At 69.4% G+C, this 26216-nt stretch carries 23 protein-coding genes and 1 tRNA gene; 6 read left to right on the top strand and 18 right to left on the bottom strand.

Annotated elements, in window-relative coordinates; all coding sequences use genetic code 11:
• Positions 1–3: 3 nt before the first annotated feature.
• The 7 genes from pknB to ACZ3II_RS06010 form a co-directional block, all read right to left on the bottom strand.
• On the bottom strand, positions 4–1806 hold the full coding sequence (pknB, locus tag ACZ3II_RS06040; RefSeq protein WP_465516467.1) for a Stk1 family PASTA domain-containing Ser/Thr kinase: 1803 nt from the start codon (positions 1804–1806) through the stop codon (positions 4–6).
• Positions 1803–3161: a serine/threonine-protein kinase gene (locus tag ACZ3II_RS06035; protein ID WP_465516466.1), complete on the bottom strand. Its 1359-nt coding sequence runs from the start codon at positions 3159–3161 to the stop codon at positions 1803–1805. Before ACZ3II_RS06035 ends, pknB begins: the two co-directional genes overlap by 4 nt.
• A gap of 1 nt (position 3162) precedes the next feature.
• A complete protein-coding gene (locus ACZ3II_RS06030) occupies positions 3163–4668 on the bottom strand; it encodes a peptidoglycan D,D-transpeptidase FtsI family protein (protein ID WP_465516465.1) in 1506 nt (501 codons plus the stop codon).
• Complete coding sequence (locus ACZ3II_RS06025) at positions 4665–6119, bottom strand: FtsW/RodA/SpoVE family cell cycle protein (protein WP_465516464.1); 1455 nt, start codon at positions 6117–6119, stop codon at positions 4665–4667. The genes ACZ3II_RS06030 and ACZ3II_RS06025 overlap by 4 nt, the downstream gene beginning before the upstream one ends.
• Positions 6120–6195: 76 nt before the next feature.
• Entirely contained in the window at positions 6196–7575 is a 1380-nt protein-coding gene (locus ACZ3II_RS06020; RefSeq protein WP_465516463.1) for a PP2C family protein-serine/threonine phosphatase, read from the bottom strand.
• Complete coding sequence (locus ACZ3II_RS06015) at positions 7572–8054, bottom strand: FHA domain-containing protein FhaB/FipA (protein WP_465516462.1); 483 nt, start codon at positions 8052–8054, stop codon at positions 7572–7574. Before ACZ3II_RS06015 ends, ACZ3II_RS06020 begins: the two co-directional genes overlap by 4 nt.
• Positions 8055–8059: 5 nt before the next feature.
• Positions 8060–8845, bottom strand: a complete 786-nt coding sequence (locus ACZ3II_RS06010) for an FhaA domain-containing protein (protein ID WP_465516627.1) — start codon at positions 8843–8845, stop codon at positions 8060–8062.
• Positions 8846–9074: 229 nt separating this feature from the next.
• On the opposite strand from ACZ3II_RS06010, the gene ACZ3II_RS06005 reads away from it, so the two are divergent.
• The 3 genes from ACZ3II_RS06005 to ACZ3II_RS05995 all read left to right on the top strand — a co-directional run bounded on the left by ACZ3II_RS06005 (position 9075) and on the right by ACZ3II_RS05995 (position 11132).
• Positions 9075–9157, top strand: a tRNA-Leu gene (locus ACZ3II_RS06005).
• Between the two features lie 356 nt (positions 9158–9513).
• On the top strand, positions 9514–10338 hold the full coding sequence (locus ACZ3II_RS06000; RefSeq protein WP_465516461.1) for a WecB/TagA/CpsF family glycosyltransferase: 825 nt from the start codon (positions 9514–9516) through the stop codon (positions 10336–10338).
• A 185-nt stretch (positions 10339–10523) separates the two neighbouring features.
• Positions 10524–11132, top strand: a complete 609-nt coding sequence (locus ACZ3II_RS05995) for a hypothetical protein (protein WP_465516460.1) — start codon at positions 10524–10526, stop codon at positions 11130–11132.
• A gap of 3 nt (positions 11133–11135) precedes the next feature.
• On the opposite strand, the gene ACZ3II_RS05990 is transcribed toward ACZ3II_RS05995, so the two are convergent.
• Positions 11136–11579, bottom strand: a complete 444-nt coding sequence (locus ACZ3II_RS05990; RefSeq protein ID WP_465516459.1) for a hypothetical protein — start codon at positions 11577–11579, stop codon at positions 11136–11138.
• 1129 nt (positions 11580–12708) lie between these two features.
• On the opposite strand from ACZ3II_RS05990, the gene ACZ3II_RS05985 reads away from it, so the two are divergent.
• On the top strand, positions 12709–13038 hold the full coding sequence (locus ACZ3II_RS05985) for a hypothetical protein (RefSeq protein ID WP_465516626.1): 330 nt from the start codon (positions 12709–12711) through the stop codon (positions 13036–13038).
• A 51-nt stretch (positions 13039–13089) separates the two neighbouring features.
• On the opposite strand, the gene ACZ3II_RS05980 is transcribed toward ACZ3II_RS05985, so the two are convergent.
• On the bottom strand, positions 13090–13833 hold the full coding sequence (locus ACZ3II_RS05980; protein WP_465516458.1) for a PASTA domain-containing protein: 744 nt from the start codon (positions 13831–13833) through the stop codon (positions 13090–13092).
• A gap of 145 nt (positions 13834–13978) precedes the next feature.
• Between ACZ3II_RS05980 and ACZ3II_RS05975 the strand changes: the two genes are divergently transcribed.
• A complete protein-coding gene (locus ACZ3II_RS05975) occupies positions 13979–15220 on the top strand; it encodes a Hansenula MRAKII killer toxin-resistant protein 1 (RefSeq protein WP_465516457.1) in 1242 nt (413 codons plus the stop codon).
• Position 15221: 1 nt separating this feature from the next.
• Here ACZ3II_RS05975 and ACZ3II_RS05970 read toward each other — a convergent pair whose 3' ends face one another.
• Both ACZ3II_RS05970 and ACZ3II_RS05965 read right to left on the bottom strand, forming a co-directional pair.
• Positions 15222–16694 (bottom strand): glutamate-cysteine ligase family protein, encoded by a 1473-nt coding sequence (locus ACZ3II_RS05970; protein ID WP_465516456.1) that lies wholly within the window; start codon positions 16692–16694, stop codon positions 15222–15224.
• Positions 16695–16860: 166 nt separating this feature from the next.
• Positions 16861–17433, bottom strand: coding sequence for a YceI family protein (locus ACZ3II_RS05965; protein ID WP_465516455.1), 573 nt, complete (start codon positions 17431–17433; stop codon positions 16861–16863).
• Positions 17434–17534: 101 nt separating this feature from the next.
• On the opposite strand from ACZ3II_RS05965, the gene ACZ3II_RS05960 reads away from it, so the two are divergent.
• Positions 17535–18020 carry a MarR family winged helix-turn-helix transcriptional regulator gene (locus tag ACZ3II_RS05960; RefSeq protein ID WP_465516454.1) on the top strand — a complete coding sequence of 162 codons (486 nt, stop codon included), beginning with the start codon at positions 17535–17537 and terminating at the stop codon, positions 18018–18020.
• A gap of 55 nt (positions 18021–18075) precedes the next feature.
• Here ACZ3II_RS05960 and ACZ3II_RS05955 read toward each other — a convergent pair whose 3' ends face one another.
• The 7 genes from ACZ3II_RS05955 to ACZ3II_RS05925 all read right to left on the bottom strand — a co-directional run bounded on the left by ACZ3II_RS05955 (position 18076) and on the right by ACZ3II_RS05925 (position 26201).
• Positions 18076–19233: an acyl-CoA dehydrogenase family protein gene (locus ACZ3II_RS05955; protein ID WP_465516453.1), complete on the bottom strand. Its 1158-nt coding sequence runs from the start codon at positions 19231–19233 to the stop codon at positions 18076–18078.
• 12 nt (positions 19234–19245) lie between these two features.
• Positions 19246–20769: an acyl-CoA carboxylase subunit beta gene (locus ACZ3II_RS05950; protein WP_465516452.1), complete on the bottom strand. Its 1524-nt coding sequence runs from the start codon at positions 20767–20769 to the stop codon at positions 19246–19248.
• 223 nt (positions 20770–20992) lie between these two features.
• Complete coding sequence (locus ACZ3II_RS05945) at positions 20993–22348, bottom strand: chaplin family protein (RefSeq protein WP_465516451.1); 1356 nt, start codon at positions 22346–22348, stop codon at positions 20993–20995.
• Positions 22349–22564: 216 nt separating this feature from the next.
• Positions 22565–23149 carry a hypothetical protein gene (locus tag ACZ3II_RS05940; RefSeq protein WP_465516450.1) on the bottom strand — a complete coding sequence of 195 codons (585 nt, stop codon included), beginning with the start codon at positions 23147–23149 and terminating at the stop codon, positions 22565–22567.
• 151 nt (positions 23150–23300) lie between these two features.
• Positions 23301–24170, bottom strand: coding sequence for a hydroxymethylglutaryl-CoA lyase (locus ACZ3II_RS05935; RefSeq protein WP_465516625.1), 870 nt, complete (start codon positions 24168–24170; stop codon positions 23301–23303).
• Positions 24170–25501, bottom strand: a complete 1332-nt coding sequence (locus ACZ3II_RS05930; protein WP_465516449.1) for an acetyl-CoA carboxylase biotin carboxylase subunit — start codon at positions 25499–25501, stop codon at positions 24170–24172. Before ACZ3II_RS05930 ends, ACZ3II_RS05935 begins: the two co-directional genes overlap by 1 nt.
• 94 nt (positions 25502–25595) lie before the next feature.
• Positions 25596–26201 carry a TetR/AcrR family transcriptional regulator gene (locus ACZ3II_RS05925; protein ID WP_465516448.1) on the bottom strand — a complete coding sequence of 202 codons (606 nt, stop codon included), beginning with the start codon at positions 26199–26201 and terminating at the stop codon, positions 25596–25598.
• Positions 26202–26216 lie beyond the last annotated feature (15 nt).

The following is a 26216-nucleotide window of genomic DNA, read 5'->3' as shown; positions in this document are numbered from 1 at the left end:
GGATCAGTTCTCTTCCTCGCCGCCCGCACCGGTGCCGGTGCCGGTGCCGGGGCCCTCCGAGGCCGGGGTGCTCGGATCCGGGTTCTGCACCTCGTCGATCACCTGCAGCTCGATCGTGCTGTTCTTGGGGACTTCCTTGCCGGGCGCGATGTCCTGGCCCACGACCGTGCCGGGGGTGCCGTCGGCCAGCACCTTGATGACGGCGCCCTTCAGACCGTTCTGCTCGAGCAGCAGCTGGCAGGCCTCCAGCCCGCGCTTCTCGGTCACACAGTCGGGCACCTTGACCATGTTGCCCTTGGAGACCTTCACGGTGATCGTCTCGCCCGGGTCGACCGATTCGCCTTCGCTCTCCACCGCGAGCACGGTGCCCTTCTCGGCCGTCCCGTTGATGTTCTGGACCTTGACGTCGAGCTTGAGCTTCTCGAGCGCCGCCCGGACGTCGTCGATGTTCTCACCGACGAGGCCGGTCGGAACGGAAACCTTGTCGGGCGCGTTGCAGAGCTGGTAGCCGACCTTGGTGGTGATCTCCACCGCCAGGCCCGCCTTCGGGTCCTGGTTGACCACCGTGCCCTTGCAGTCCTGCCCTGTGGTCGCCGGCAACGCGACGATGGTGGTGAACTTCGCCTCGGTCAGCTTGGCCTTGGCCTCCGCGGCGGTCAATCCGTCCAGGTTGGGGACGGTCGACTTCTCCACCTGGGCGACCGGGTCCGTGTTCTTGTCCTTGTCGTTGCTCTTGCTGGTCGCCAGGGCCACACCCAGGACGACCACCACGAGCACGGCGAGACCGGCGACCACGGCCATCACCCAGGACGACCGGCTCTCCGGTTTCTGCTGCGGGGGCGCCATCGTGGCGCCGACCGGGTGATGCACGGTGGTGGCGCCGGCCGGCGGCCACTGCTGGGCGCCGCCGGTCATCGCGACCGTCTCGGCCTGGCTCATCACCGGCGTCGCCATCACCGGGCGGCCGGAGACGGCACGCAGCGCGTCGGCCCGCATCTCCTGGGAGCTCTGGTAACGGTTGAGCGGGTTCTTGGAGAGCGCCTTCAACACGATCGCGTCGATCTCCGGCGGGACGTCGCGGACGATCGAGCTGGGCACCCGGGGCTCTTCCCGGACGTGCTGGTAGGCGACGCTGACCGGGCTGTCGCCGACGAACGGGGGCTGGCCGATGACCAGCTCGAAGAGGACACAGCCGGCGGCGTACACATCGGAGCGGGCGTCGACGGACTCGCCGCGCGCCTGCTCGGGGGAGAGGTACTGCGCGGTGCCGATGACCGCGCTGGTCTGCGTCATCGTGGTGGCGCCGCTGGCCAGGGCCCGGGCGATGCCGAAGTCCATCACCTTGACCTGGCCGTTCTGCGTGATCATCACGTTGCCCGGCTTGATGTCCCGGTGGATGATCCCGTGCCGGTGGCTGAACTCCAGCGCGGCGCAGATGTCGGCGATGATCTCCAAGGCCCGGCGTGGCTGCAGCCGCTGCTCCTGGGCGAGGACTTCCTTGAGAGTCTGTCCGTTGACGAACTCCATCACGATGAACGGCTGCTTCTCGCCGGCGTCCGAGATCTCCTCGCCGGTGTCGTAGACGGCGACGATGGCCGGGTGGTTCAGGGCTGCCGAGTTCTGTGCCTCACGGCGGAACCGCTCCTGGAAGGTGGCGTCACGAGCCAGATCGGTCCGGAGCATCTTGATCGCGACGTCGCGCCCGAGGCGCAGGTCGCGTCCACGGTGCACCTCGGCCATGCCGCCGTAGCCGAGCAGCTCGCCGACCTGATACCTGCCACCGAGCAGGCGGGCCTGCGCCGTCATAACGTCTGTCGTCCTTCGTTCGGTCGGAGCCGGCCGAGCTGGGCATCGGCCTTCTTTAGACGGTACGACGTCACCGACACAGGGTCAGCGACCACGCCCGAGCGGAGGATAGCCGGGGAGCTGCTGTGATAGCCCAGCGTCGGACTCCCGGCGGCGGTGCTGTTGCGGTCTCGTAACAGGAAGGAGATCACCCCGGCGCACAGCAGGACGAGCAGTGCCAGCACCACAGCGAGGACGAGCAGAACCTGACGGCCGAAGGAGCTCTCCGGCTTGGCGGCCGCGGGATGCGCGACCGGCGGGTGGTAGGCGTTGGCCGGCGGCACGGCCTGCGGCCGGTACGGCGGGGGCGCCGGTGACATCGGCGGCGCGGGCGGCGCGGGGGTCGGCACGGACGCGGCCCCGCGGGCTCCGGAGACCGGCCGCGGCACGGCGGCCCGGGCCGCGCCCGAGGACGGCGCCCCGGACTGCGGACGGTTCGGCGGGGCGCTGATCGGATGCGCATTCTGCACCGGCGCGGCGACCTGCTGCTGCGCGGTGGTCAGCGAGGACGCCGCCTGGCGGGCCACCGAGGCCATCGCCGAGGCGCTGGGCCAGCGGGCCGACGGGTCCTTGGCCATGGCCCGGTCCACGATGGCACGGACCGAGGGCGGGATGTCGGCGGGCAGCGGGCGCGGGGTCTCTCGCACGTGCTTCATCGCGATCTCGATCGGGGTCGCCCCGTCGAACGGCCGGTGGCCGGAGAGGCACTGGTAGGCGACGACGCCCAGCGCGTACACATCGGAGGCGGCGGTGGCGACGTCGCCGGCGGCCTGCTCCGGCGAGATGTACGACGCCGTGCCGAGCACCGCGCCGGCCACGGTGAGCTGGCCGACCAGCGCCGAACGGGCGATGCCGAAGTCGGTGAGGACCAGGGTGCCGTTGGGGCGGACCAGCAGGTTGCCGGGTTTGACGTCGCGGTGGACGATGCCGTTGAGGTGCGCCGCGTGCAACGCGTCGGCGGCCTGCGCGACGAGCGCCATGGTCCGCGCCGGAGTCAGCCGGCCGACCCGGCTCAGCGTCCGGGACAGGGCGTCACCCTCGACGTACTCCATCACCAGGAACGCGATCTGCTGATCGCTGCCGTAGTCGTAGACGTCCACGACACCCGGGTGGTTGATGGTGGCCATGGTCCGCGCCTCGCCACGGAAACGCTCGGCGAAGCCGGGCTCGTCGAGGAGGGCGGGCAGCAGGATCTTGACCGCGACGGTCCGGCCGAGCACGTCGTCGGTGCCACGCCAGACATCGCCCATGCCGCCGCCGGCGATCCGCTCTTCCAAGCGGTATCGCCCCCCGAGTGTGACCCCCGGGCGGATCATGTCACTTCCCTCCCTGACCGGCAGCGGCCTTCATGATGAGGCCGGCGATGCGGGCCGCCTCCGCGCTGGCGTGACCGCCGGGCACGTTCTCCAGCATGACGCACACCGCGGAGACCGCTTTGCCGTCCTGGTCGTACGCGAAGCCGATGAACCACCCGTGCGGGTCGGCGTTCTCGGCGTTCTGCGCGGTACCGGTCTTGCCGCCGACGGTGAACCCGTCGATCCGGGCCTTCTTGCCGGTGCCCTTCTCGACGACGCTGACCATCATCTCCCGGAGGCTCTCGGCCACCTGGGCGTCGATCGGCTCGCGCAGCGTCTTGGGCTTGGCCGTGTAGAGGGTCGCGCGGTCCGAGCTGAGCTGCTGCTGCACCAGGTACGGCTTCATCTGCTTGCCGTTGTTGGCGACCGTGGCGGCGATCAGCGCGCCCTGCAGCGGCGTCATCCGGACGTCACGCTGGCCGAGCGAGGACTGGGCAAGCGCGGACTTGTCGACGCTGCCGTCCGCGTTGGCGATCGGGCCGGTCCGGCTGGCGGCCACCGACAGGCCCTTGTCGCTCTCCAGGTCACCGACCTTGATCGACTCGTCCTCGAACCCGAAGTCCTTCGCCATGCCGACCACCGCGTCCCGGCCCAGTTTCACGCCGAGCTTGGAGTAGCCGGTGTTGCAGCTGGTGGTCAGCGCGTCCTTGAGGCTGATCTGGTCGCCGGGGCAGACCTCGTCCTCGGAGTTGCGGATCGTCGCGCCGCCCTCGCGGTAGACGCTGCCCGCCGGGATCTCGGTGTCCAGGTTGTACTGGCCGGTCTTCAGCGCGGCCGCCGAGACGATCACCTTGAAGACCGAGCCGGGCGGCAGGGTGTTCGCGGTGGCCCGGTTCAGCAGCGGCTGGTTCTTGTCGGCGTTGAGCTTCTTGTACGCCGCCGCGGCCACGTCGGTGTCATGGTCGGCCAGCGGGTTGGGGTTGTAACTCGGCATCGAGACCATCGCCTGGATCGCCCCGGTGGTCGGGTCGATCGCGACCGCCGCGCCCTTGGTCACGTCCCGCTCGTTGTTGACCATCTCCTTCCAGGCGACCTCCTGCGCACGCGGGTTCAGCGAGAGGACGATGTTGCCGCCGCCCTTGCTCTCCCCGGTGAACATGTCGCTGAGCCGGTCCGCGAAGAGTTTGTCGCTGGCCCCGGAGAGGATGTCGTTCTCGGCGGACTCGATGCCGACGGACGAGCCGCTGACCATCTTGTAGCCGAGGATCGGGGCGTAGATCTCCTTCTTCGGGTAGACCCGCTGGTACTTCAGCTCCCCGTTGGTCTCTTTGTTCTGGGTCAGGGCCACACCGCCGGCGGCTTCGATCGCTCCGCGCGGGCGGTCGTACTCGGCGATGACGACCCGGTTGTTGTGCTCGTGGGTCCGGTACGCGTCGGCCTTGTAGCCCTGAATCCAGTTCAGGTTGGCGAAGATGAGACCGAACAGGACGAGGATGACGACGCCGGAGCGTCGGAGAGGGGCGTTCACGGCTTGATCACCTCCGTCATGGCGCCGTGCAACTGGGTGGGAGCCTTCTTCGGCCCGGCGGGCCGGTCGGGTGTGCCGTTCGCGGGTCGCCGGGCCGCGTCGGAGATCCGCAGCAGCATCGCGATGAGCAACCAGTTCGCCATCAGCGACGAACCGCCCGCGGAGAGGAACGGGGTGGTCTGACCGGTCAGCGGGATCAGGCCGGTGATGCCGCCGAGGATGACGAAGACCTGCAGGCCCAGGGTGAAGGCCAGACCGCCGGCGACCAGCTTGCCGAACGAGTCCCGGACCGCCAGCGCCGCGTGCAGGCCGCGCTCCACGATGAGCAGGTAGAGCACCAGGATCGCGGAGAGCCCGAACAGGCCGACCTCCTCGCCCAGGCCGGCGAAGATGAAGTCGGTCCGGACCTCGGGCACGGTGCCCGGGGAGCCGGCGCCCGGCCCGGTGCCGAACAGGCCGCCGGTGCCCAGGCCGAGCAGACCCTGCACGAGCTGGTAACTGTTGCCGCTCTCCCGGTTGTAGTTCGCGTCCGAGAACGGGTCGAGCCAGAGCTCGGCCCGGTCGTAGAAGTTCGCGAACGGGCCGCCGATCGAGGCGCCCAGCAGGTACGCCAGGTAGACGCCGCCGAAGAACAGCAGCAGACCGATGATCAGCCAGCTGGACCGCTCGGTGGCGACGTACAGGGTGACGACGAAGAGGCCGAAGTACAGCAGGGCGGTGCCGAGGTCCTTCTCGAAGACCAGGACCAGGAGGCTGAACAGCCACACCGTCACGACCGGCCCGAGGTCCCGGCCGCGCGGGAAGTCCAGGCCGAGAAAGCGGTGACTGGCCAGCGACAGCACTTCGCGTTTACGCACCAGGTAGTACGCGAAGAACGACACCAGGGCGATCTTGGCGAACTCACCGGGCTGGATCGAGACCGAACCCAGCCGGATCCACAGCTTCGCGCCGTTGACCTCGGAGATGCTCGCGGGCAGCACCGCGGGGATCATCATCAGCACGATGCCGACCAGACCGAGGGTGTACGCGTATCGCGAAATGATCCGGTGATCCCGGAGGAGGAGCAACAGCACCGCCGCCAGGATCAGCGACAGCAGCGTCCAGGCGAGCTGGCGGCCGCTGGTGTCGGCGAAGAACGTCGGGATCGGCTCCTCCCGGGCGATCGCCCGGGCGATGTCCAGACGGCGCAGGAAGGCCACCCCGATGCCGTTGATCAGCGCGACCGACGGCAGCAGCACCGGGTCGGCGAACGGCGCGGTGAACCGGACGACGACATGCAGACCGGCGAACAGGGCACCGATCAGCGCGGCCGGCACCCAGAAGTTCGGCCGGATCTCGTCGAACTGGTTCGCCTCCACCGTCGCGCCGAACGCGGCGACGAGAAGCATGGCGAACACCAGCAGGCCGAGTTCGGCGTTACGGCGCGTCTTCCATTGCCGGATACGCGACATCTCGCCCGTGGCTGCGGGCGTGGGAGCCGGTACGGCGGACGCGGTCAAGAAATTCCCCAGACGTTGTAGGCCGTGCTCAGTCGGCGGTCCGGCACCCGACCGGGTCGACGCTCGACGGGGCACTTTCGGCGGTATCCACAGCAGCGGGCGCCGAAGGCGGAACGGAGCCGCTCAGCGTCGGCGTGGACGTCGGACGTGCCGACGCGGAGGCCGACGGCGGCGTGCCGTCTGCGGCGCAGAGCGGCTTGAGATTCGCGTTCAGCGGGTTGTCGCTGGTCAGGTCAGCCAGCGTGGCCCGGGCAGCGGCCTGGTCGTCGGCCAGGATGCCCTGCTTGACCCGTTCCTGAGCGCCGGTGGTGAGGTCTTCCAGCCGGACCGTGCTGGTCTCGCTGACGGTCGACAGCTCCAGGCCGGCGACCTCCCCGGGCACGCCCTGGAAGATGGCGAGCTGCCCGGCCTCGGTCGCGCCGACGTAGTACCGGCCCTGGGTGTATTTCCAGCCGGCCCACAGGCCGCCACCGAGCAGACCGAGCAGGACCAGGACCATCAGGGCGGTCCGCACCGGATGACCGGCCGGCTCCGGCTCACCGGCGTAACCGGCGGCCGGCTCCGGCTGGGCGGCCGGGCGGGGCGGCTTGAGCGCCGCGGCCCGGGCGGCCGAGGTGGAGCTGTCGGCGACAGTGGTGTTGCCCCGGTCCAGCGACGCGGCGCCACCCACGATCGGCGCCTGCTCGACGATGCCGTCGACGGCGTCCGCGATGATCACGGTGATGTTGTCCGGCCCGCCGCCGCGCAGAGCGAGCTGCACCAGCCGCTCGACGCACGCCTTCGGGTCGGTGATCTCCCGCATGGTCTGCCCGATCGTCTCGGCGCTGACCACGCCGGAGAGACCGTCGCTGCAGATCAGGTAACGGTCGCCGGTGAGCACCTGCCGGACCGAGTACTCCGGGTCGATGTCGCGGCCGTCGAGCGCCCGGGTGAGCAGCGACCGCTGCGGGTGGCTGCTCGCCTCCTCGGGACTGACCCGGCCCTCGTCCACCAGCATCTGGACGTACGTGTCGTCCTTGGTGATCTGCGCGAACTCACCCTTGCGGAGCAGGTAGGCGCGGGAGTCACCGATGTGCACCATGCCGAACTTGCTGCCGGAGAACAGCACCGCGGTCAGCGTGGTGCCCATGCCCTCGAGCTGTGGGTTGGCGTCGACGGTGTCCCGGAGCTGCTGGTTGGCGGTCCCGACGGCGTGGCGCAGCGCGTCGACCATGGCGTCCCCGGGGACGTCGTCGTCGAGCGGCGCCATGGCGGCGATAACGATGTTGGACGCGACGTCACCGGCGGCCATGCCGCCCATGCCGTCCGCGACTGCGAGGAGTCGCGGCCCGGCGTAGACGGAGTCCTGGTTGAGGTCTCGGATCAGACCGCGGTCGCTCTGGGCGGCATAGCGCAGGGTCAGGGTCATGGCCGTAACTCGAGAGAAGTGCGCCCGATCCGGATCGGAACGCCAAGGGGGACTGGAGTGGGTCCGGAGACCTTACCGCGATCAAGGTAGGTGCCGTTGGTCGAGCCGAGGTCCTCCACGAACCACTGCCCGTCCCGCGGAACCAGCCGGGCATGCCGGGCGGACGCGAAGTCGTCGGTGATGACGAGCGTCGAATCCTCGGCCCGGCCGATCGTGATCGGAATCTCACCGAGCGTGATTCGCGTGCCGGCCAGTTGACCGGCAGTCACGACCATCTGCCGCGCCGCCTTACCGCGTTTCGCCTTCGCCGGCCGGCCCTGCAGCACCGCGCCACCCACCCCCCGAGGGCTGGCGACGATGCTCTTGGACCGGCCACCGGCGAAGAGATCCCGCCGGATCACCCCGACCACCGTGAACACGAAGATCCACAGAAGGATCAGGAATCCGAACCGGGCGACGGTGAGGACGAATTCGGGCAAGGCCGCTAGCCGTCCACTCGGAAGGTGAGCGTGGTGGTGCCGAGCTGGATCATGTCGCCCGGGTTGAGCGCGACGGCGGACACCCGCTGGCCGTTGACCATCGTCCCGTTCGTCGAGCCCAGGTCGGTCAGCACGACCTGATTGCCGTCGTAGTCCAGCCGGGCGTGACGCCGCGAGATGCCGACGTCGGGCAGGCGCAGGTTCGCCTGGTCGCCACGGCCGATCACGGTCGAGCCCATCTGCAGCGGGTAGGTCCGGCCGTCACCGGAGACCAGGCCCACACTGCGCGGCCCGCCGTGATGCTGCGGCTGACCGTAACCACCCTGCTGGTCGTAGGGCGAATACTGCGGGCCGGCGTCGTAGGCCGGCTGCTGCACCGGGGCGACCTCGCCACCGGTGTAGACCTCGGCCGTCACCCGGAACATACCGGTGTCCAGGCCGTCGCCACGCTCGATCTCGACGATCACGTCGCCGTAGACCGTCCAGGCCTGCTCACCGATGAACTCGGCCTGGGACTGCGCCAGCTCCTGCGCCAGCGCGGCGGCATACGGCGCCAGCCGGCTGTGGTCGTAGGGCGACAGGTCGATCACATAGCGGTTGGGCACAAGGGTGCGGCCACCGGCGAGGATGGCCTTGTGTGCCTCGGCCTCCCGCTGCATGGCATTCAGGATCTCCACAGGGTGCACGACACCCTTGAAGACCTTCGCGAAGGCCCCCTCGACCAGGCCTTCCAATCGCTTCTCAAAGCGCTGCAGCACGCTCACCGGCTCCTCCTCGGGTTCCGAGGACATGATGGTATCCGGCCGCCGCTTGCGCATCCGTAGCCCAAGAGCAGCCGGCACTTCTGACCCTCGTATGGCGCCCCTCGACGCCGTGCTAGTGTTTCCTCCGTCGCGGGGCGATACAAACTCGCTTAGTGACGTGCGACAGCGTAGTCTGTCGCAGCCAGTAACAAGAAGCAGGCTCGACCCGCTGCTTCAGCCGGAAAGACCAGATGTATGATCTTCCCGGAAGTCACATGGGGATGTGGCGGAATGGCAGACGCGCACGGTTCAGGTCCGTGTGTCCGAAAGGACGTGGGGGTTCAACTCCCCCCATCCCCACTCGATGCTGAGAGGCCTCTGTCCGCAAAGTGCGCGGACATGAGGCCTCTCGTCTTTTCTAGCCTGGGGGCCGACCCCCAGACCCCGCGTTACGGTGGTTGCGGTTCAGCGGTGGTTGCGGTGCAGCGGTGGTTGCGGTGCAGCGGTGGTTGCGGTGCAGCGGTGGTTGCGGTGCAGCGGTGGTTGCGCTGGAAGGTTTCTGGGCGCGGTCAAGATCAACCCATCGAGTGGTACGCGGTGCGCGCGCGAGTGGTTGTGCGGGGACTTCGACGGGGCTTGGGGTGTTTTCTTTCAGGTGAAGGTGTGAGGGGCGTTATGCTCGCCGCCTTATTCGGTTCTCAGGGTGGGGTGCGGTCGTGACGGCGACTGGGGCTGGTGTTCAGCAGGGCAAGCGCAACGTTCTCGGGGTGCTTGTGGATGCGACGGACTATGCGACGGCGACTGCGCGGATCATCGAGGCGGCCAAGGAGCACCGTGGGTTCGCGGTGACGGCGCTTGCGGTCCACGGGGTGATGACCGGGGTCGAGGATGCGGCGCACAATGCGCGGCTCAACTCCTTTGATCTGGTGACGCCGGACGGGCAGCCGGTTCGGTGGGCGTTGAACCTGTTGCACTCGGCGGGGCTCACCGATCGGGTGTATGGGCCCACGCTCACCCTGAAGGTGGTCGAGCAGGCGGCTGCGGAGGGTCTTCCGATCTACCTGTACGGGTCGACGGAGCCGACTCTGGAGCGGCTGGTGCCGGCGCTGCTGGGGATGTTCCCGGCGCTGAAGATCGCCGGGGTGGAGGCGTCGAAGTTCCGGAAGTCGCAGCCGGGGGAGCCCGAGGCGATCGCGGAGCGGATCAAGGCGTCGGGGGCGCGGATCGTGCTGGTGGGGCTGGGATGCCCGCGGCAGGAGGTGTTCACCTACGCGATGCGGCCGCTGCTGGACATGCCGCTGCTGGCCGTCGGCGCGGCGTTCGACTATCACGCGGGGCTGTTGAAGAACCCGCCGGCGTGGATGCAGAAGTACGCCCTCGAGTGGCTGTGGCGTCTCGGGCTCGAGCCCAAGCGGCTGTGGAAGCGGTACATCCTGCTGAACCCGGCGTATCTGAGCCGGCTCTTCGCGCAGAAGGCGGGACTGTGGAAGGCGAACCCGCCGGCGCCGGCCACCGAGCCGGTGCGGGAGTTCGCAGTCTGAAAGATCGTTTTTACGACAATGCGACGCGGATCACATCCGCGTCGCATCTTTTTGTCCACATAGTCCAACCCGTCCCGCTCAGTGAGCGATCTGTCACACACCCTGCGTGACGTTCGACCCTTACGGGGAGGGCGTCCGGGCATAACCCGGTTTCGCTGGTTGCGCGAACGGTGAACGCTGTCGATGTGGACACCACGATGGACGTCATCATGATCGGCACTCTCGCCGCCGTCTGGCTCGCCGCCGGGCTTCTGGCGGACCGGATGCACAGCGCCGGCACCGCGCGTCAGCTCCGGCGCCGGGCGCTCCTCGTCTCCGCGCTGCTCGGCACGGGCCTCGCGGTGTTCATCGCGGTGCCCCTGGTGGCCGCCTTGCAGCCGGGCGTCTCGGCGGCGCCGACTGCCGCTCTGCTGCCGGCCGTGCCCGCGCTGATCGTGGTGACCGTGACCGTGCGCCGTCTCGGCTGGGTCCGGCGCGGCACGGGGGCGTTCGCCACCGCACCGCGCACCCCGATCCCGCCGGGCCTGCGGGCCGCCGCCGCGCACCCGCTGCTGGCCGCGCCGCTGCAGGTGACCGGCCTGGCCGCGCTCGTCGCGCTGCCGATCGCGGGCCGCCTGGTGGCCCTGCCGGGCGGAGAGGCCACCGGGGTGGCCGGTTTCGCCGTCATCGGGATCGCGCTGGCCATCGCCGGGATCGCGCTCCGGGCCGGGCTGCGGCACAGCCGCCTGGCTCCGCTGGTGACGACGCCGCTCGGCCGCCGTGACTCGGAGAAGCTTCCGGCCGGCGCCCGCTGAGCCCTACTGCTTCTTGGCTTCCTGCACGTAGAGCAGCTCCAAGATGGAGCGTGCCGCCTCGAACCAGCGGTCCAGCCACTCCGACGGCGGCAGGGTGCCCCGCGCCGGCAGTTCCAGGAGCAGGCCGCGCAGCAGCGGGTGATCCGCCATCGACGCGCTCGCCGATCCGGTGTCCGACCAGGCGGCCGTGCCGAAGACGGGATCGGTGAGGTCCAGGGAGGGCAGCTTCGCGGCCCGGTCCAGCGGACTGGTCGGCTCGATGCTGCTGTGCGATCGGCCGGGCGATCGGGTCGGCAGGCCGGACGAGCTGCGCGACACCAGTTCGCCGTCACTGCTGTCGGCCGCCAGCGCCTCACGCCGCCCCTGCCGGTATGCGCTCACGCCCCCGCTGAACCGGTCCTGCGCTGTCGACGCGCCGTTGCTGAGGTTCTCGGAACCAATCGTCATCTGTCTGCCTTGCCTCGTTCGGTGATGTGTCCCGGCCCACAGCGCGGTCCGGTCCGCGCTTGGACTCTTCAACGAGGCTCGCCGCACACAGCGACGGCAAAATCGGGCAAATAGCAACGGCCGGCCTGTGCGATCCGGTCACCGGGCCGACCGTGCGCGACGTTCTCAGCGGTCGGACTCCCCACCCATGAACGCGTGCCACCCGGCCCGTTGTGAAGATCAATGCGTCGCCGGCGAACGCCACCTCGACACGGTTGTCGCCGCCGGAACCGCTCCGGCTGCTCGTGATCCATCGGCTCCGGTCGGATCGACGCGGAGGCCGTTCGCCTCGATTCTCACAACGGCTCCTCTGCGGGACGGCACTCTCATCGATTGGATCGTCCTGAATCAACAACGACCGGCGTCGCCCGCGGACTCGAACCGATGCTCGATTCCTGGGCCGGTGTCATCCCATCGGGCGGATCGAATGAGTGAATACGCGTACGCCCCGATCCGTGGGAAGTCCGAAATGACCGGTGTCCCGTACCCCAGAATTGATCTAGAACCGCAAGCAAAGGCAGCATCAGTGCTGCTCAGAGCCGGTGAGCGGGGATACCGGCGCTCCTCGCGAGCGCAATTCCAACCACCCATACCGCTACGTCCGCATTTGCACGATAGAAGGCATACTTGCGGCTTATATCAGCGGATCGAGCTCTGGTTTGCCCGGTTTCGCGGCGGATATCTTCGACGGCGAACAACCGAACCGCACTGTCACCACGTCGATGGAGCCGCCTGGCCTCCCGACGCTCCCAAGATCGTCCGAACACAGTGGATGATCACGGAGAATCACGGAAGCGTGACATGCAACTTGCATCGACGAGACTGGTGGTGCAATCTTTCCGTATGGCCACCGTCACTTAATGTTCTTGAGCGACACGGTCAGAGTCGATGAAACCGCACCAAAAACGACGTCCATCACGGGGCGCCGAGCCCTGGCGGTCCTTTCTGGACTACCGCCCCGACACGGGTGGGGCTGTTCGGCGGCAGTGACGTTAAGCAACCTCCTTCGATGGCCAAACCCACCGAAGGCTTGCAAGAGTGCATCCAGGCGGCAAACTGGGGCACTCGGTCACCAAAGTCCACATCCCACATGAGTCTCAGGGCAGGAGATGACGTGGTTCTACCTCGGTCCGGTGATGTCATCCACGTGACGAGAGCGGCGAGCGTCCAATTCGCATCACCGATGCTGTTCCGGGTCATCCGGGTACACGATTGGCCGACCTACGAGGGCTGGGTCTGGCTGGACGGCTACGAACTGAACGCCGCCGGTGACGCCGTCGAGCGCCGCTCCATTTTCGTGCAGGTCAACGGCCTGCGCTCAGTCGGCAAAGCGCCCGATCCCCGTACGCGGAACGCGCGCCAGCCCGCGACCCGTCCCGGTGGTCTCCCCACCCGGACGGTCCGCGCCACCAACCGCTGATCCCGCGTGTGTAGTTGCGGCGTCATGGACGGCCGAACTACACACACGTGATCAGCTCGAGGCGCTGATCGACGGGGACGGCGCACCGGGCCGCGCGGCCGCCACGATGAGGGTCACCAGCGTGTCGGACGGCACCTGCTGGCCCTCTGCCGGATCGCAGTCGATCACGGTGCCGGGTTCGGCGTCGCTCTCCCGGCGGATCACCCGCCAGCCGAGGCCGGTACGGGTGAGCGCCGCCTGCGCATCCGCCACCGGCATCCCACGCAGTGCCGGCACGGTGATCTCGGAGTCCACCGGATCGGTCGTCGGCGCCACGGTGACCGTCTCGACGGCAGCGGGCGGGCTGGTGGTGGGCGCGCTGGTCGTGATCCGGACAGCGGTCGGCGTGGCCGTCGGCGAGTCGGCGTCATCGCCGGTGTTCTGCAGGATCACGGTGACCCCGAAGACGAGCAGACCGACAAGCGCCACCGCCACGGTTCCGACGACGATCGGCGCCCACCACCGGCCGGACGGCTCGACCGCGTCCGGATCGGCCCAGTCGCTCTCGGCCTCATAGGGGTCGCGGGGCACGGCGCCGTACGGCCGCACCCCGGCCCGCCCCGTCCAGACTTCGTCCGGCAGGCCGCCGTCCGGTGGGGAGGAGGCCGGCCGTGAAAAGTCCGGATCGTCCGGCAGGCCGTCATCCGGTGGGGAGGAAGCCGCCCGTGAGGGGTCCGGCTGAAGGGCGGCCTGGTCGCCCGGCCGGGTGGAACCGTCCACAGGCTCCGGCTGCTGCGGATCGCGCTCCTCGGGCATCACCGGTTCCCTCCACTGGCGCACATCCGCGCTCGTCGTAGCGTCAAAGTACCGAATCTTGCAGGCGGAGTGGGGTTTTCACCAGCGGAAAGCGGCCCGCGTGAGCATTTCCCAGACATCGGCGGCGAGCAGTACAGTGCGCGGCATGGCCGACAAGGGCTGGACAACACAGGCCGCCACGGCCGCCGGGATCGCCGCCGGCGCCGGGGCCGCACAACTGGGCCTGGGCTACGGGCTGGGTGTGATCGCCTGGCCGATGACCGCCACCGAGGCGGACAGCGCCTGGCTGGGCAGTCTCGGCTGGGCCACGTGGATCACGGCGAGCGCGACGGTGCTCGGCGCGGTCATCGCCGGACGGCTGCGCCCGGAGCGGTCCGGTCGCTGGCGCGCGCCCTGGCGGTTCGCGCTGTCGCTGGCCTCGGCGTTGGGCGGCCTGGTGTCGGTCGTCCTGGTCGCGCTGCCGGCCCGTTCGGCGGTGCGCACCGACACGCTCTCCCCGCAGCTCGTCGCCGCCTCCTACGCCCTGGCCGGCCTGTTCGCGGGTCTGGTGGTCGCCTTCTGGGCGGTCTCCTCCGGGCCGGTGGCCGCCAACCTGATCGGCACCGCTGTCTGGTTGTGGGCGCTCGCCCTCGCCGGCGTGGTGGCCGAGCTGCTCAGCGGGCGCGACTTCGCCACCTATCTGACCAGCTGGCAGTTCGCCGAGTCGGTCTCCCCCGTGCAATATGGCGGGATCCATTGGCCGAGCGCCCTGCTCACCCTGTTCGCGGCGTTCCTGATCGGGCTGGTCGCAGCCGGTCCGGCGGCCCTGCGGGGCGAGCTCGGATTGGGTACGGCGATCTCCGGCGCGGTCGGCCCGCTACTTGTCGCGTTCTCGTTCCTCACCCTGGCGCCGCAGCTCACCGCGGCGATGGGTCCCCTGCAGTCGGCGTACCTGATCGCGCCGTACGCGGTGCTCGCCGGTATCGGCGGTTCCGCGCTGACCGTGGGCCTGGCGAAGGGCCGGCAGCACCGGCTCGACCGGCAGGCGGCGGCGCCGGCCGCACTGCCCGGCGCACCCACGGAGACGACGGCGGAGCCGGCGAAGGCAGAGCCGGCAAAGGCAGAGCCGGCAAAGGCAGAGCCGGCAAAGGCAACCGGGCGTGCCACCGCCCCGACCCAGCGGGCCACCGTCCCGCAGCCGCCACCTGAAGAGAAACCGCCGGCGAACCCATCGGCCGGTGACCCGGAGATCGCCGCGGCGAGCCGGCCCACGCCCGGCCGCGCCCCGGCGAAACGGAAGAACGGCAACGGGAACGGCGACACCATCCCACCCCGCTCGACGATCACGCCGCCGCCGGAGAAGCCGACGATCGCCCGGATCAACCCGCCGGACGAACCGGCGAGGTGACTCACATCGGCCAGGTGTGCACCGGCTCGTTGGATCGCTGGAACTCCAGGTAGCGCTGGGTCATCTCGCGCAGCGCCACCGGCCGGGCGTGCCCGCGTTCCTCGGCCGCGCGGACCGTCGCCGCCTGCCAGGTCGCCCCGTTGCGGCGGGCCCGGCAGCGGTCCTCGACGATGCCGAGCAGGCGGTCCCGCTGGGCCGGGTGCACGCCGAGCCGGTCCAGGCCGGCGTGTGCCCACGGCAGGAGTACGTCGAGCACCAGGTCGGTCACCCGTACCTCACCGGCCCCGGGCCAGGTCAGCACGGCTTCGATGCCGTCCCGCGCGCCGGCCCGGAAGTTCGCCTCCGCCTCGGCGAACGTCAGCCGGCACCAGATCGGCGGGTCCTGTTCGGCCAGCGCGCGGACGAGTCCGAAGTAGAGGGCGGCGTTGGCGAGCAGGTCGCTCACGGTCGGGCCGGACGGCAGGACCCGGTTCTCCACCCGTAGATGCGGGCGTCCGGCGGCGACGTCGTACACCGGCCGGTTCCAGCGGTAGACGGTGCCGTTGTGCAGGCGTAGCTCGTACAGATGGGGAATGTCACCCGCAGTGCGCACCGCAACCGGATCCTCGTCGCTGACCTCGGGCAACAGCGGGGGGAAGTATCGGAGATTCTCCTCGTAGAGGTCGAGGACCGAGGAGATCCAGCGATCGCCGAACCAGACCCGCGGCCGTACGCCCTGGGCGCTGAACTCGTCCGGCCGGGCGTCGGTGGCCTGCTCGAAGAACGGGATCCGGGTCTCCGCCCAGAGCTTCCGGCCGTAGAGGAAGGGCGCGTTGGCGCCGAGGGCGAGCTGCACGCCGGCGACGGCCTGGGACGCGTTCCAGTAGCGGCCGAAGTCGTCCGGGGCGACCTGGAGGTGCAGTTGCGCGCTGGTGCAGGCGCCTTCCGGCGCGATCGTGTCGCTGGTGGTGGTGAGCCGTTCGGCGCCGCGGATGTCGATCCGGAAGTCGTCACCGCGGGCGCCGGCGATCTCGGCGTCCAGCGCACGGAACCGTTCGTTGTCGGTGAGGTTGGCCAGCACCAGATGGTCGGGGGTGAGGGTAGGCAGGATGCCGATCAGCAGCAGCCGGCTCTCACCTTTGCGGGCACAGTCGGAGGCGGTTCGCAGAGCGTCCAGGATGTCCTGTTCGAAGGCGCCCAGCCCGTTTCCGAGGAGCCGCCGGGGTGGCACGTTGAGTTCGAGGTTGAACCGGCCCAGCTCGGGCTGGAACCGGGGGTCGTCCAGGTCGGCGAGGATCTCGGTGTTGCGCATGGCCGGGCCGGCTTCCGGGTCGACCAGGTTGATCTCGATCTCCAGGCCCGCGCTCGGTCCGCCGTCCTCGAACCGCTCGTCCCGCAGCATTCCGGCCAGCACGTCCAGGCAGCAACGCACCTTCCGCCGGAACCGGACGCGATCCTGCGGTGAGAACGCCGCGGTCATCAGATCTTTGCCCATGTGCCCTCCCGGGGATGAGTGAGGACGAAACGGACGGTCCGATCACCGCTCTGTGAACGAACGCTTGCGCTCGGTCAACCCTGCCATTCCCGGCGATGGACCGCCAGAGATCCGAAAAAGGCGCCGCCCGGCTTGCGGACGGCGCCTGTGATGCGAGAGTGGACGGTCAGCCCTGCTGCAGGATGGCCTCGCCCTCGATCTCGATCTTCACCTTCTTGCCGATCATGACGCCGCCGGCCTCCAGGGCCATGTTGTAGGTCAGGCCCCAGTCCTCCCGGTCGATCTCGGTGTGCGCGCTGAAACCGAAGAGGTGCTGCCCGTACGGGCTGGTGGTGGCGCCCTCGAACTCGACGACCAGCTCGACCGGGCGGGTGACGCCCTTGATGGTGAGCTCGCCGTTCAGCACGAACTCGGCGCCGGCATGCGACTTCACACCGGTGCTGCGGTACTCCATCGTCGGGTACTTCTCGGCCTCGAAGAAGTCGCCGGTGCGCAGGTGGTTGTCCCGGTCGACCTGGCCGGTCTCGACGCTGGCGGTCTTGATCGACGCGGTCACCGAGGAGTCGAGCGGGTTCTCCCCGACGACGATCGTGGCGCTCGCCTCGGCGAACTGACCGCGGACCTTGCTGACCATGAGGTGTTTGACGACGAAGCCGACCCGCTTGTGCGCCGCGTCCAGCTCGTAGGTGCCGGCGGCGGGGATCTGGAGGCCTTCGAACTCACGGGTGCTGACGGTCATGACACTGCCTTCTTTCAGAAGCCTGCGGGGATGCTTGTCTGACACAGCAACTATATGCGCAGCAATATTCCTCCTGTCAAGCGCCTGCTAATGTTGACCTCGTGAACAAGGACCTGGACGACCCCCGCCTCACCGCCGTCGGCCTGCTGGCCGAGGCCTACACCGGCTTGATGAGCCGGCTCGCCGCGCAGTACGAGGAGCACCGTCTCTCCCAGGTGGAGTTCGAGGTGCTGATGCGCCTGGCCCGTTCTCCCGGCAACCAGCTGCGGATGACCGATCTCGCCGGACAGACCACTCTCTCCACCAGCGGGGTCACCCGGGTCGTCGACCGGATGGAGCGCACCGGCCTGGTCCGCCGGGAGGCGTGTCCCAGCGACCGGCGCAGCTCCTACGCGGTGATCACCGACGACGGCATGCAGCGGCTCGCCGAGGTGCTGCCGGGGCATCTCGAGCTGCTCCAGCGGTGGTATGTCGACGTGCTCCCGGAGGCCCGGTTCACCGACCTGCTCGACTCGCTGCGGGCGATCCGCGACGCGGTCAACCCGAACGCGACGGCGGGCAGCACGGAGACCGCGCTGCCCGCCTGACTTCCTGGACTGTGTGTATTTCGGCCGTCATACGCGCCCGAAATACACACGCTGATCAGAGGCCGAGTCCGCGAGCGATCAGCATGCGCTGAACCTCGGAGGTGCCCTCACCGATCTCGAGGATCTTCGCGTCGCGGTAGAAACGGCCCACCGCGGACTCGTTCATGAAGCCGTACCCGCCGTGCACCTGGGTGGCGTACCGGCTGTTCTCCATCGCGGCGTTACTGGCGTTCAGCTTGGCGATCGCGGCGTACCGCTTGAAGTCCTCGCCGGCCAGCATCCGGGCCGCGGCGTCGTAGTAGCCGAGCCGGGCCACATGGGCGCGCATGTCCATGTCGGCGATCAGGAACTGCACGGCCTGGTGACCACCGATCGGCTTGCCGAAGGCGGTGCGGTTCATGGCGTACGTCACCGACTCGTCCACGCAGCCCTGGGCCAGCCCCACCGACAGCGCGGCGATGGCGATCCGCCCCTCGTCCAGGATCCGCAGGAACTGGGCGAGACCGCGGCCGCGCTCGCCGAGCAGGTTCGCCGCCGGCACCCGGACGTCGTCGAAGGACAGCTCGTGGGTGTCCGACGCGCACCAGCCGACCTTGGAGTACCCAGGCGCCACGGTGAACCCGGGGGTGCCGGACGGCACGATGATCGTCGACAGCTCCTTGGAGCCGTCCGGGTTCGTGCCGGTCACCGCCATCACGGTGACCAGGCAGGTGATGTCGGTGCCGGAGTTGGTGATGAAGGCCTTGGTCCCGTTGATCACCCATTCGCCGGTGCTCTCGTCGAGCACGGCACGGGTGGTGGTGCCGGACGCGTCCGAACCGGTGCCGGGCTCGGTCAACCCGAAGGCGGCCAGCTCCTCGCCACTGGTCAGCCGGGGCAACCAGCGTTCCTTCTGCTCGGCGGTGCCGTACCGGAAGATCGGCATGGCGCCGAGGGAGACCGCCGCCTCCAGGGTGATGGCGACCGAGCTGTCCACTCTGGCCAGTTCCTCGAGGGCGAGACAGAGCGCGAAGTAGTCGCCGCCCATCCCGCCGAACTCCTCCGGGAACGGCAGGCCGAAAAGACCCATCTTGCCCATTTGACGGACGATCTCGTACGGGAACGTCTTGCTCTCGTAGTGCTCGGCGATGACCGGCGCGACCTGCTCCCGCGCGAACTGCCGGACACTGGCGCGCAACTCCGCGTACTCGTCGCCGAGTCGGAAGTCGACCATGACTAACTCTCCCTAAACCGGAGTGACGCCGTGCCGGCGCCGTGAGAAGGAACGGTCCTTGCCCTGAGCGACGGCGAAGCGCCGCACCAGCTCGGCCCGCAGATCGCCCGGTTCGACCACCGTGTCCACCACGAGCTCGCTAGCGAGGCGCATGATATCGATGTCACGCTCGTACTCGGCGCGACGTTCGGTGACGAAGGCGGCCCGTTCCTCCGGGTCCTCGATCGCCGCGATCTTGTTGGCGTACACGGCGTTCACCGCGGCTTCGGCGCCCATCACCGCGATCTTGGCGGTGGGCAGGGCGATCGTCGCGTCCGGCTCGAAGCCGGGGCCGGCCATCGCGTAGAGACCGGCGCCGTACGCCTTGCGCACCACCACACAGATCTTCGGCACCGTGGCCTCGGAGATCGCGGTGATCATCTTGGCGCCGTGCCGGATGATGCCCTGCTTCTCCACCGCGGTCCCGACCATGAAACCGGGCACATCGGTGAGGAACAGCAGCGGTACGTTGAACGCGTCACAGAGCTGCACGAACCGGCTCGCCTTGTCGGCCGAGTCGACGAAGAGCACGCCGCCCTTGAACATCGAGTTGTTGCCGACGATGCCGACGACCTCGCCGTTCAGCCGGGCGAACCCGACGGTCAGCTCGCGGGCCCACAGCGCCCAGATCTCGAAGTACGAGTCCTTGTCGACCAGGCCCTTGACGTACCGCCGCATGTCGAAGGCCTGACGCTCGCTGACCGGAACCAGGGCGGCGAGATCGATGTTCGCCGGATCGGTGGCGGCAGCCGCCGGCGGCCGGCCGGTCCAGTTCGACGGCAGGTAGGACAGGTAGTTCCGGACCGCCTCGAGCGCCTCCTGCTCGGTCTTGCAGAGGAAGTGACCGACGCCGGACTCGGTGCAGTGCACCCGGGCGCCGCCCATCGCCTCGAGGGTGGTCTTCTCCCCGGTGACCATCTCGACCATCCGGTCGGAGCCCAGGTACATGCTGGCGTTGCCCTCGACCATGGCGACCACGTCGCAGAAGGCCGGGATGTACGCCCCACCGGCCGCGGACGGGCCGAACAGCGCACAGACCTGCGGGATCGATCCGGACGCCTTGACCTGGGTGTGGAAGATCTTCCCGGCGCCGCGGCGACCGGGGAAGAGGTCGACCTGGTCGGTGATCCGGGCGCCTGCCGAGTCGACCAGGTAGACCATCGGAACGCCCTGCTGGTAGGCGCGCTCGATGATGCGGATGATCTTCTCGACGGTCCGGGCGCCCCACGAGCCCGCCTTCACCGTCGAGTCGTTGGCCATCACGCAGACGTCCCGGCCGCCGATCCGGGCCACTCCGGTGATCACGCCGTCGGCGGGCAGGCCGTCAGCGAGACTGTTGGCGTAGAGGCCGTCCTCGACGAACGAGTCCTCGTCCACCAGCAGCGTGATCCGCTCGCGGGCGAAGAGCTTGCCCTTGGCCGCGTTGGCGGCGTGATAACGCTCCGCCCCGCCGGCCAGCACACGCTTGCGGACCCCGGCCAGCGCTTCGCCGTCCATGGCTCCCCATCCTTAACGGTCGTTAGACTTAACGCTCGTTAGGCTAGCTCAGGCGGGGGCACGGCGGCAACGGCGAACGGGAGCCCCCGCTGGCGGCGGGGACTCCCGTTCGTCTTTCACTGCTACCGGAGCTGTGGAGGAGCACCGGTGATCATCGGCGCCGGAGAGCGCCGATGCGGGTCACGCCCGGGACCGGCGCAACCCGGTCTTGTTACCGCGCAGATCAGCGCAGGGTGCTCAGCAGGTCGAAACCACCGAGACCGGCGGTCCCGGCGCCACCCAGCTGCTCGGTCAGGCCCGACACCGCGGACTTCTCGGCGCTGCGGCCACCGGCCTTGTTGCCGTACTTGTCGCCCTTGACGTGGCCCGGGGTCTTGGGGGTGTCCACCGCGGCCGGCGCGGCGCCGTAGCCGTCGTCCTTGACGTCCTGGTCGTCGGCGGGGAGCTCGTTCGCGGCGGGACGGCCGCCCTTGTCGTACCCGGCGTCGCCCTTGACGTCCTGGTCGTCCTGGTCGCCGTAGCCACCGTGGTCGCCGCGGACGTCGTCGTCGTCGCCCTTGCAGTCGTCGTCGTCGCTGTAGTCCTGGACGTCGTTGCCCCAGTCGCCACAGTCGTCGTCACCCATCGAGTAACCGGGAACCGGGTAGCCCGGAACCGGGTAGACCGGGACGACCGGCTTCACGAACTGGACCGGCTTGCGGTACGCGACACCGCCGCCGACGGCGTTCGCGCAGGTGCCGAACGCGCTGGCGTAGCCGAGGACGCCGAGCGAGTTGCCGCAGGCGTTGATCGGCACGGTGATCGGCGCCGCGACCTGGGTGCCGTTCGCGAAGCCACGGTTGCTGAAGCTGCCCTGCCCGATCCCGATGCCGCTGGAACCGGTGCCCGGGAACAGCCCGCCGCCGTTCTCGGTGCGCTTGGCCTTCTTCGCGACGGTGCTCTCGTACGGCTGGGCGATCTGCCCGCCGAACCCGCCACCGACCTGGTTGGCGCAGGCGCCGAACGCGCTGGAGCCGCCGATCAGGCCGAGCGAGTTGCCACAGGCGTTGACCGGGATGGTGACCGGCATGGCCACCTGGGTGCCGTTGAACCAGCCGACGTTGCCGACGCTGGCCTGGCCGATGTCGCTGCCGCCACCGACGGTGTACCAGCCGTGCTCGGGGGTCTTGGCGCTCTCCACCCGGTTCGCCGAGACGCCGGTCGCGTTCGCCGCGCCGGCCACCGCCGCCGCGTTGCCGGACACGTTGACCGGAACGGTCACCGGCACGGCGACCTGGGTGCCGTTCGCGAAGCCGCGGTTACCGGCGCTGACCTGGCCGATGCCACCCTTGCGGCCGCTCTCGACCTGGTTGGCGGCGGCGCCGAAGCTCTTCGACACACCGGCGACGGCGGCCGAGTTGCCGACCACGTTCACCGGCACGGTGACCGGAATCGCGACCTGCGTGCCGTTCAGGAAACCGACGTTGCCGACGCTGGCCTGGCCGGTGTCGGCCTGCGCCATGGCGGCCGGGGCGAGGAGCAGCGCACCGGCGGCGAGGACACCGGCACTCAGAGTCTTACGAACCCACGTCTTCTTCATCAGAAAAGGGATGCCTTTCGAAAAAAGATCAGCAATGAAACGTGTATTCAATTGAGGTGCTTTTCCGGAGCGATTCCGGGCACAGCGGAGCCCTGATGTGATTTCTCCGGATTGCCGACTCAGCAGGTCAGCGCGCATCTGCTTCGGGATGCGGATTCGCCGTTCGTACGCAAACGGTTGAGGAATGCGCCGGTGGAATGCGGTTGCGCGCCGTTACTAGCCGGGCGAGACGGTACGGGGCGTCTCCGGCGCCGGCCGGGCGGCCGGGATGTGCCGGTGGACACGGGTTCGGGGTTCGTCGTACGCCTTCGGCAGTCCGTTCACGGGCTCCGCCGTCACAGGCAGCGCCGGGTCGTCCGTCGTTCCACCGCCGGCGCGCGGGGAACCGGGCGCCGCGTGCCCCGCGGCGTCGTCGTGAACGTCCTGCTCAAGCGTCTCCACCGGCACGTCGGGCCGGTGGTTCTCCGGTACGGACGGCTCCGGCGGCTGGGCAGCCGCTTCCAGGAGCTCGTCGACCGCGGGTTCGTACCCGGTCACCGCCGTGACGTCGTCCTGCACGGCCCCGACCAGATCGTCGGGGCCGGCGGCCTGCGCGGCGGAGCCGGTGAGCAGCCAGGCCACCCCGGCCAGCCCGCCGATGACGAACGCACGCAGGGCCCACCGGGATCCGGTACGCCGCGCGCGGCGCTCCGTCCGCCGCTCCGCCCCCTGGCTGTGGGACGGCATGAGCGGGGAGCCGCCGTGGGTGGTCACGGAGCGGCTCGCCGTGCGCTCGTCGCGCTCGACCCCCCAGCCCGTCATGATCCACCCTTTCGTCGTCGGTCGGGCGGCCGATTGGTTCCTGCCGGTAATCAACAGGCGCTATTGGCCGCTCGGTATTGGTAACGACGCGAGCGAGCGGAAAGTCACGCGGACAAATCGGAAAATCGGCTGCAGGAAAGAGCAGTGAAAGTCACACCAAGCGCGTGCGTGGCCCTGCTCGGAGTACGCCGGACGGCAGTTGCCGGCCCACCAGGCGCTCGGCCAGTTCAGCAGCGGAAATCAGGCGATCAAGGTCGATTCCCGTGTCGATGCCCATGTCGTGCAGCATGTGGACCACCTCCTCGGTGGCCACGTTCCCGGAGGCGCCCGGCGCGTACGGGCAGCCACCCAGGCCGCCTGCGCTCGCGTCGAACTCGGTGACCCCGAGGTCCAGGGCGGTCAGGATGTTGGCGAGGCCCGTACCCCTGGTGTTGTGGAAGTGGAGCAGGTCCGGGCGTACCGCCGAAAGAAGATCGCGGACCCGCCGCGGTGTCGCCATGCCCGTCGTGTCGCCGAAAGCGATGCGGTCCGCGCCGTCGGCGCGCACCCGTGCCACGATGCCCGCCACCCGGTCCGGGTCGATGTCGCCCTCGAACGGGCACCCGAAACTGGTCGCGACGATCACCTCGAGTGTCGCGCCGGCCTCGTGCACCAGCGGGATGAGCTGCCCGATGTCGTCCAGCGACTCGTCGGTGGACCGGTTGAGATTGCGCCGGTTGTGGGTGTCGCTCGCCGACACCACCACCTCTATCTCCCGGAAACCGGCGGCGAGCGCACGCTGGGCGCCGCGGGTGTTCGGGATCAGGGCGGAATAGCGCACCTCGGGGTTGTGCCAGGCCGCGGCCCACACCTCGTCGGCGTCGGCCATCTGCGGGATCGCCTTCGGGTGCACGAAGGAGACCGCCTCGATCCGGCGCACCCCGGTCCGGCTCAGCGCGTCGAGCAGCTGGACCTTGGCCTCGGCCGGGATCGGCTCCTCGTTCTGCAGGCCGTCGCGGGGCGCGACCTCACGGATGGAGATCACCGCATCCTCCCGACGATGCCGGTGTCGTAGTCGCCGGAGAGGAACTCCGGATTCTCCAGCAGCTCGGCGAAGAAGGGCAGATTGTTCTTCGGGCCGGCGATCTGGAAGTCCGCCACGGCGGCACGTGCCTTGGCGACCGCGTCGTCCCGGTCCGCGCCGAAGACGATCAGCTTCGCCATCAGGGAGTCGTAGTTCTGGCTGACCGTGTTGCCGGCGACGTAACCGGAGTCGACCCGCACGCCGTCGCCGTCCGGTTCGGCCCAGGTGCTGATCCGGCCGGGGCCGGGGAAGAAACGCTTCGGGTCCTCGGCGTTGATCCGCAGCTCGATGGCGTGACCGCTCCGTCCCGGTCGTTCGTTCTCCAGGGGAAGCCCGGACGCGATCCGGAGCTGCGCCTCGACCAGGTCGATGCCGTGGATGAGCTCGGTGATCGGGTGCTCGACCTGCAGGCGCGTGTTCATCTCCAGGAAGAAGAACTCGCCGGTGGCCGGGTCGAGCAGACACTCCACTGTGCCCGCATTGCGGTAGTTGACGGCCTCGCCCGCTTTGACCGCGGCGGCCAGGAGGCGTTCGCGCAGCTCCGGGCTCACCGCCGGGGAGGGCGCCTCCTCGACCAGCTTCTGGTTGCGGCGCTGCACCGAGCACTCACGCTCGGAGAGGGCGATCACCCGGCCGTCGGCCAGCCCGAGGATCTGCACCTCGACATGGCGTACCCGGGGGAAGTAGCGCTCGATCAGCACGGCGCCGTCGCCGAACATCCGCTCGGCGAACCCGCGGACCTTCGTGAACTCCGTCGCGAGCTGGGCGGCATCGGCGGCGACGGCCATGCCCATCCCGCCGCCGCCGGCGGCGGCCTTGACCATCACGGGGTAGCCGATCGCCTCGGCCGCTGCCAGCGCGGCCTCGGCGCTGTCCGCCGGGTCCTGCGATCCGGGCGCCACCGGCACGCCGGCGGCGGCCATCAGATTGCGGGCATTGATCTTGTCGCCCATCGCGGTGATCGCCTCGGCGCCGGGTCCGACCCACACCAGGCCATTGGCTTCGACGGTACGGGCGAAATGCGCGTTCTCGCTCAAGAAGCCATAGCCGGGGTGGACGGCCTGTGCGCCGGTCGACTTGGCGGCGGCCAGAATCGCCTCGGCGTTGCGATAGCTCTCCGCCGGATTGGCCGGCCCGACACACACCGCCTCGTCCGCCTCCACCACGAACGGCATGTCGGCGTCCACATCGGAGTGGACCGCGATCGTCCGGATGCCGAGCCGCTGGGCGGTCCGGATGATCCGGCGGGCGATCTCCCCACGATTGGCGATGAGAAGTGACTCGATCATGGCCCTCTTTCCGTCGGGTACGTCGCCTTGTGGGCGATCTGTCCGTGGTTCCGAGATACGCGGTCAGCTCCGGGGATCGCCCGGAGCCTTCTTTTCAGTGCCCGGTCAGGGCGTGGATCGTGGCGTCGCGCAGCAGGGCCGCACGCCGCACCCGGTCCACCTCGCCGCCCAGGAACGGCGTCGAGTTCATCAGGCCGAACGCGGCGTGCGCGAGCACCCGCGCCTCCGGGGCGGGCATCGCGGGCCGGATCCGGGACAGCACGCCCACCCACTCCTCGACATAGAGCCGCTGGAGCTTGCGGATCTGCCGGCGCGGATCCTCCGGCAGCCGGTCCAGCTCGTGCAGGTGCAGGGCGATCACCGCGGGATTGGCGAGCGCGAAATCCACGTGGAAGTCGATCAGGTCGGCGAGCGCGGCCTCCGCGTCGCCCGGATGCCGGGCAACGCGTTCCTTACCGCCTTCGAGCAGGCTCTCACTGACCGGGATCAACGCCGCGACCAGCATCGCCTCCTTGCCGGCGAAGTGGTGGTAGAGCGCTGGGCCGGTGACGCCGGCAGCCGAACCGATGTCGTCCATCGACACGCCGTGATAGCCGCGGGAGGCGAACAGTCCCACGGCGATTTCCAGAATCTCGTCGCGGCGTGACCGCCGCCTCGGCGCCGGAGGGGTGGTCCGGTTCCGCTGATCTACCGTCGTCACCCCGTCACTGTAACC

Source organism: Actinoplanes sp. NPDC019969, assembly GCF_055562375.1.
This window is presented reverse-complemented; position numbering and strand designations above follow the sequence as displayed.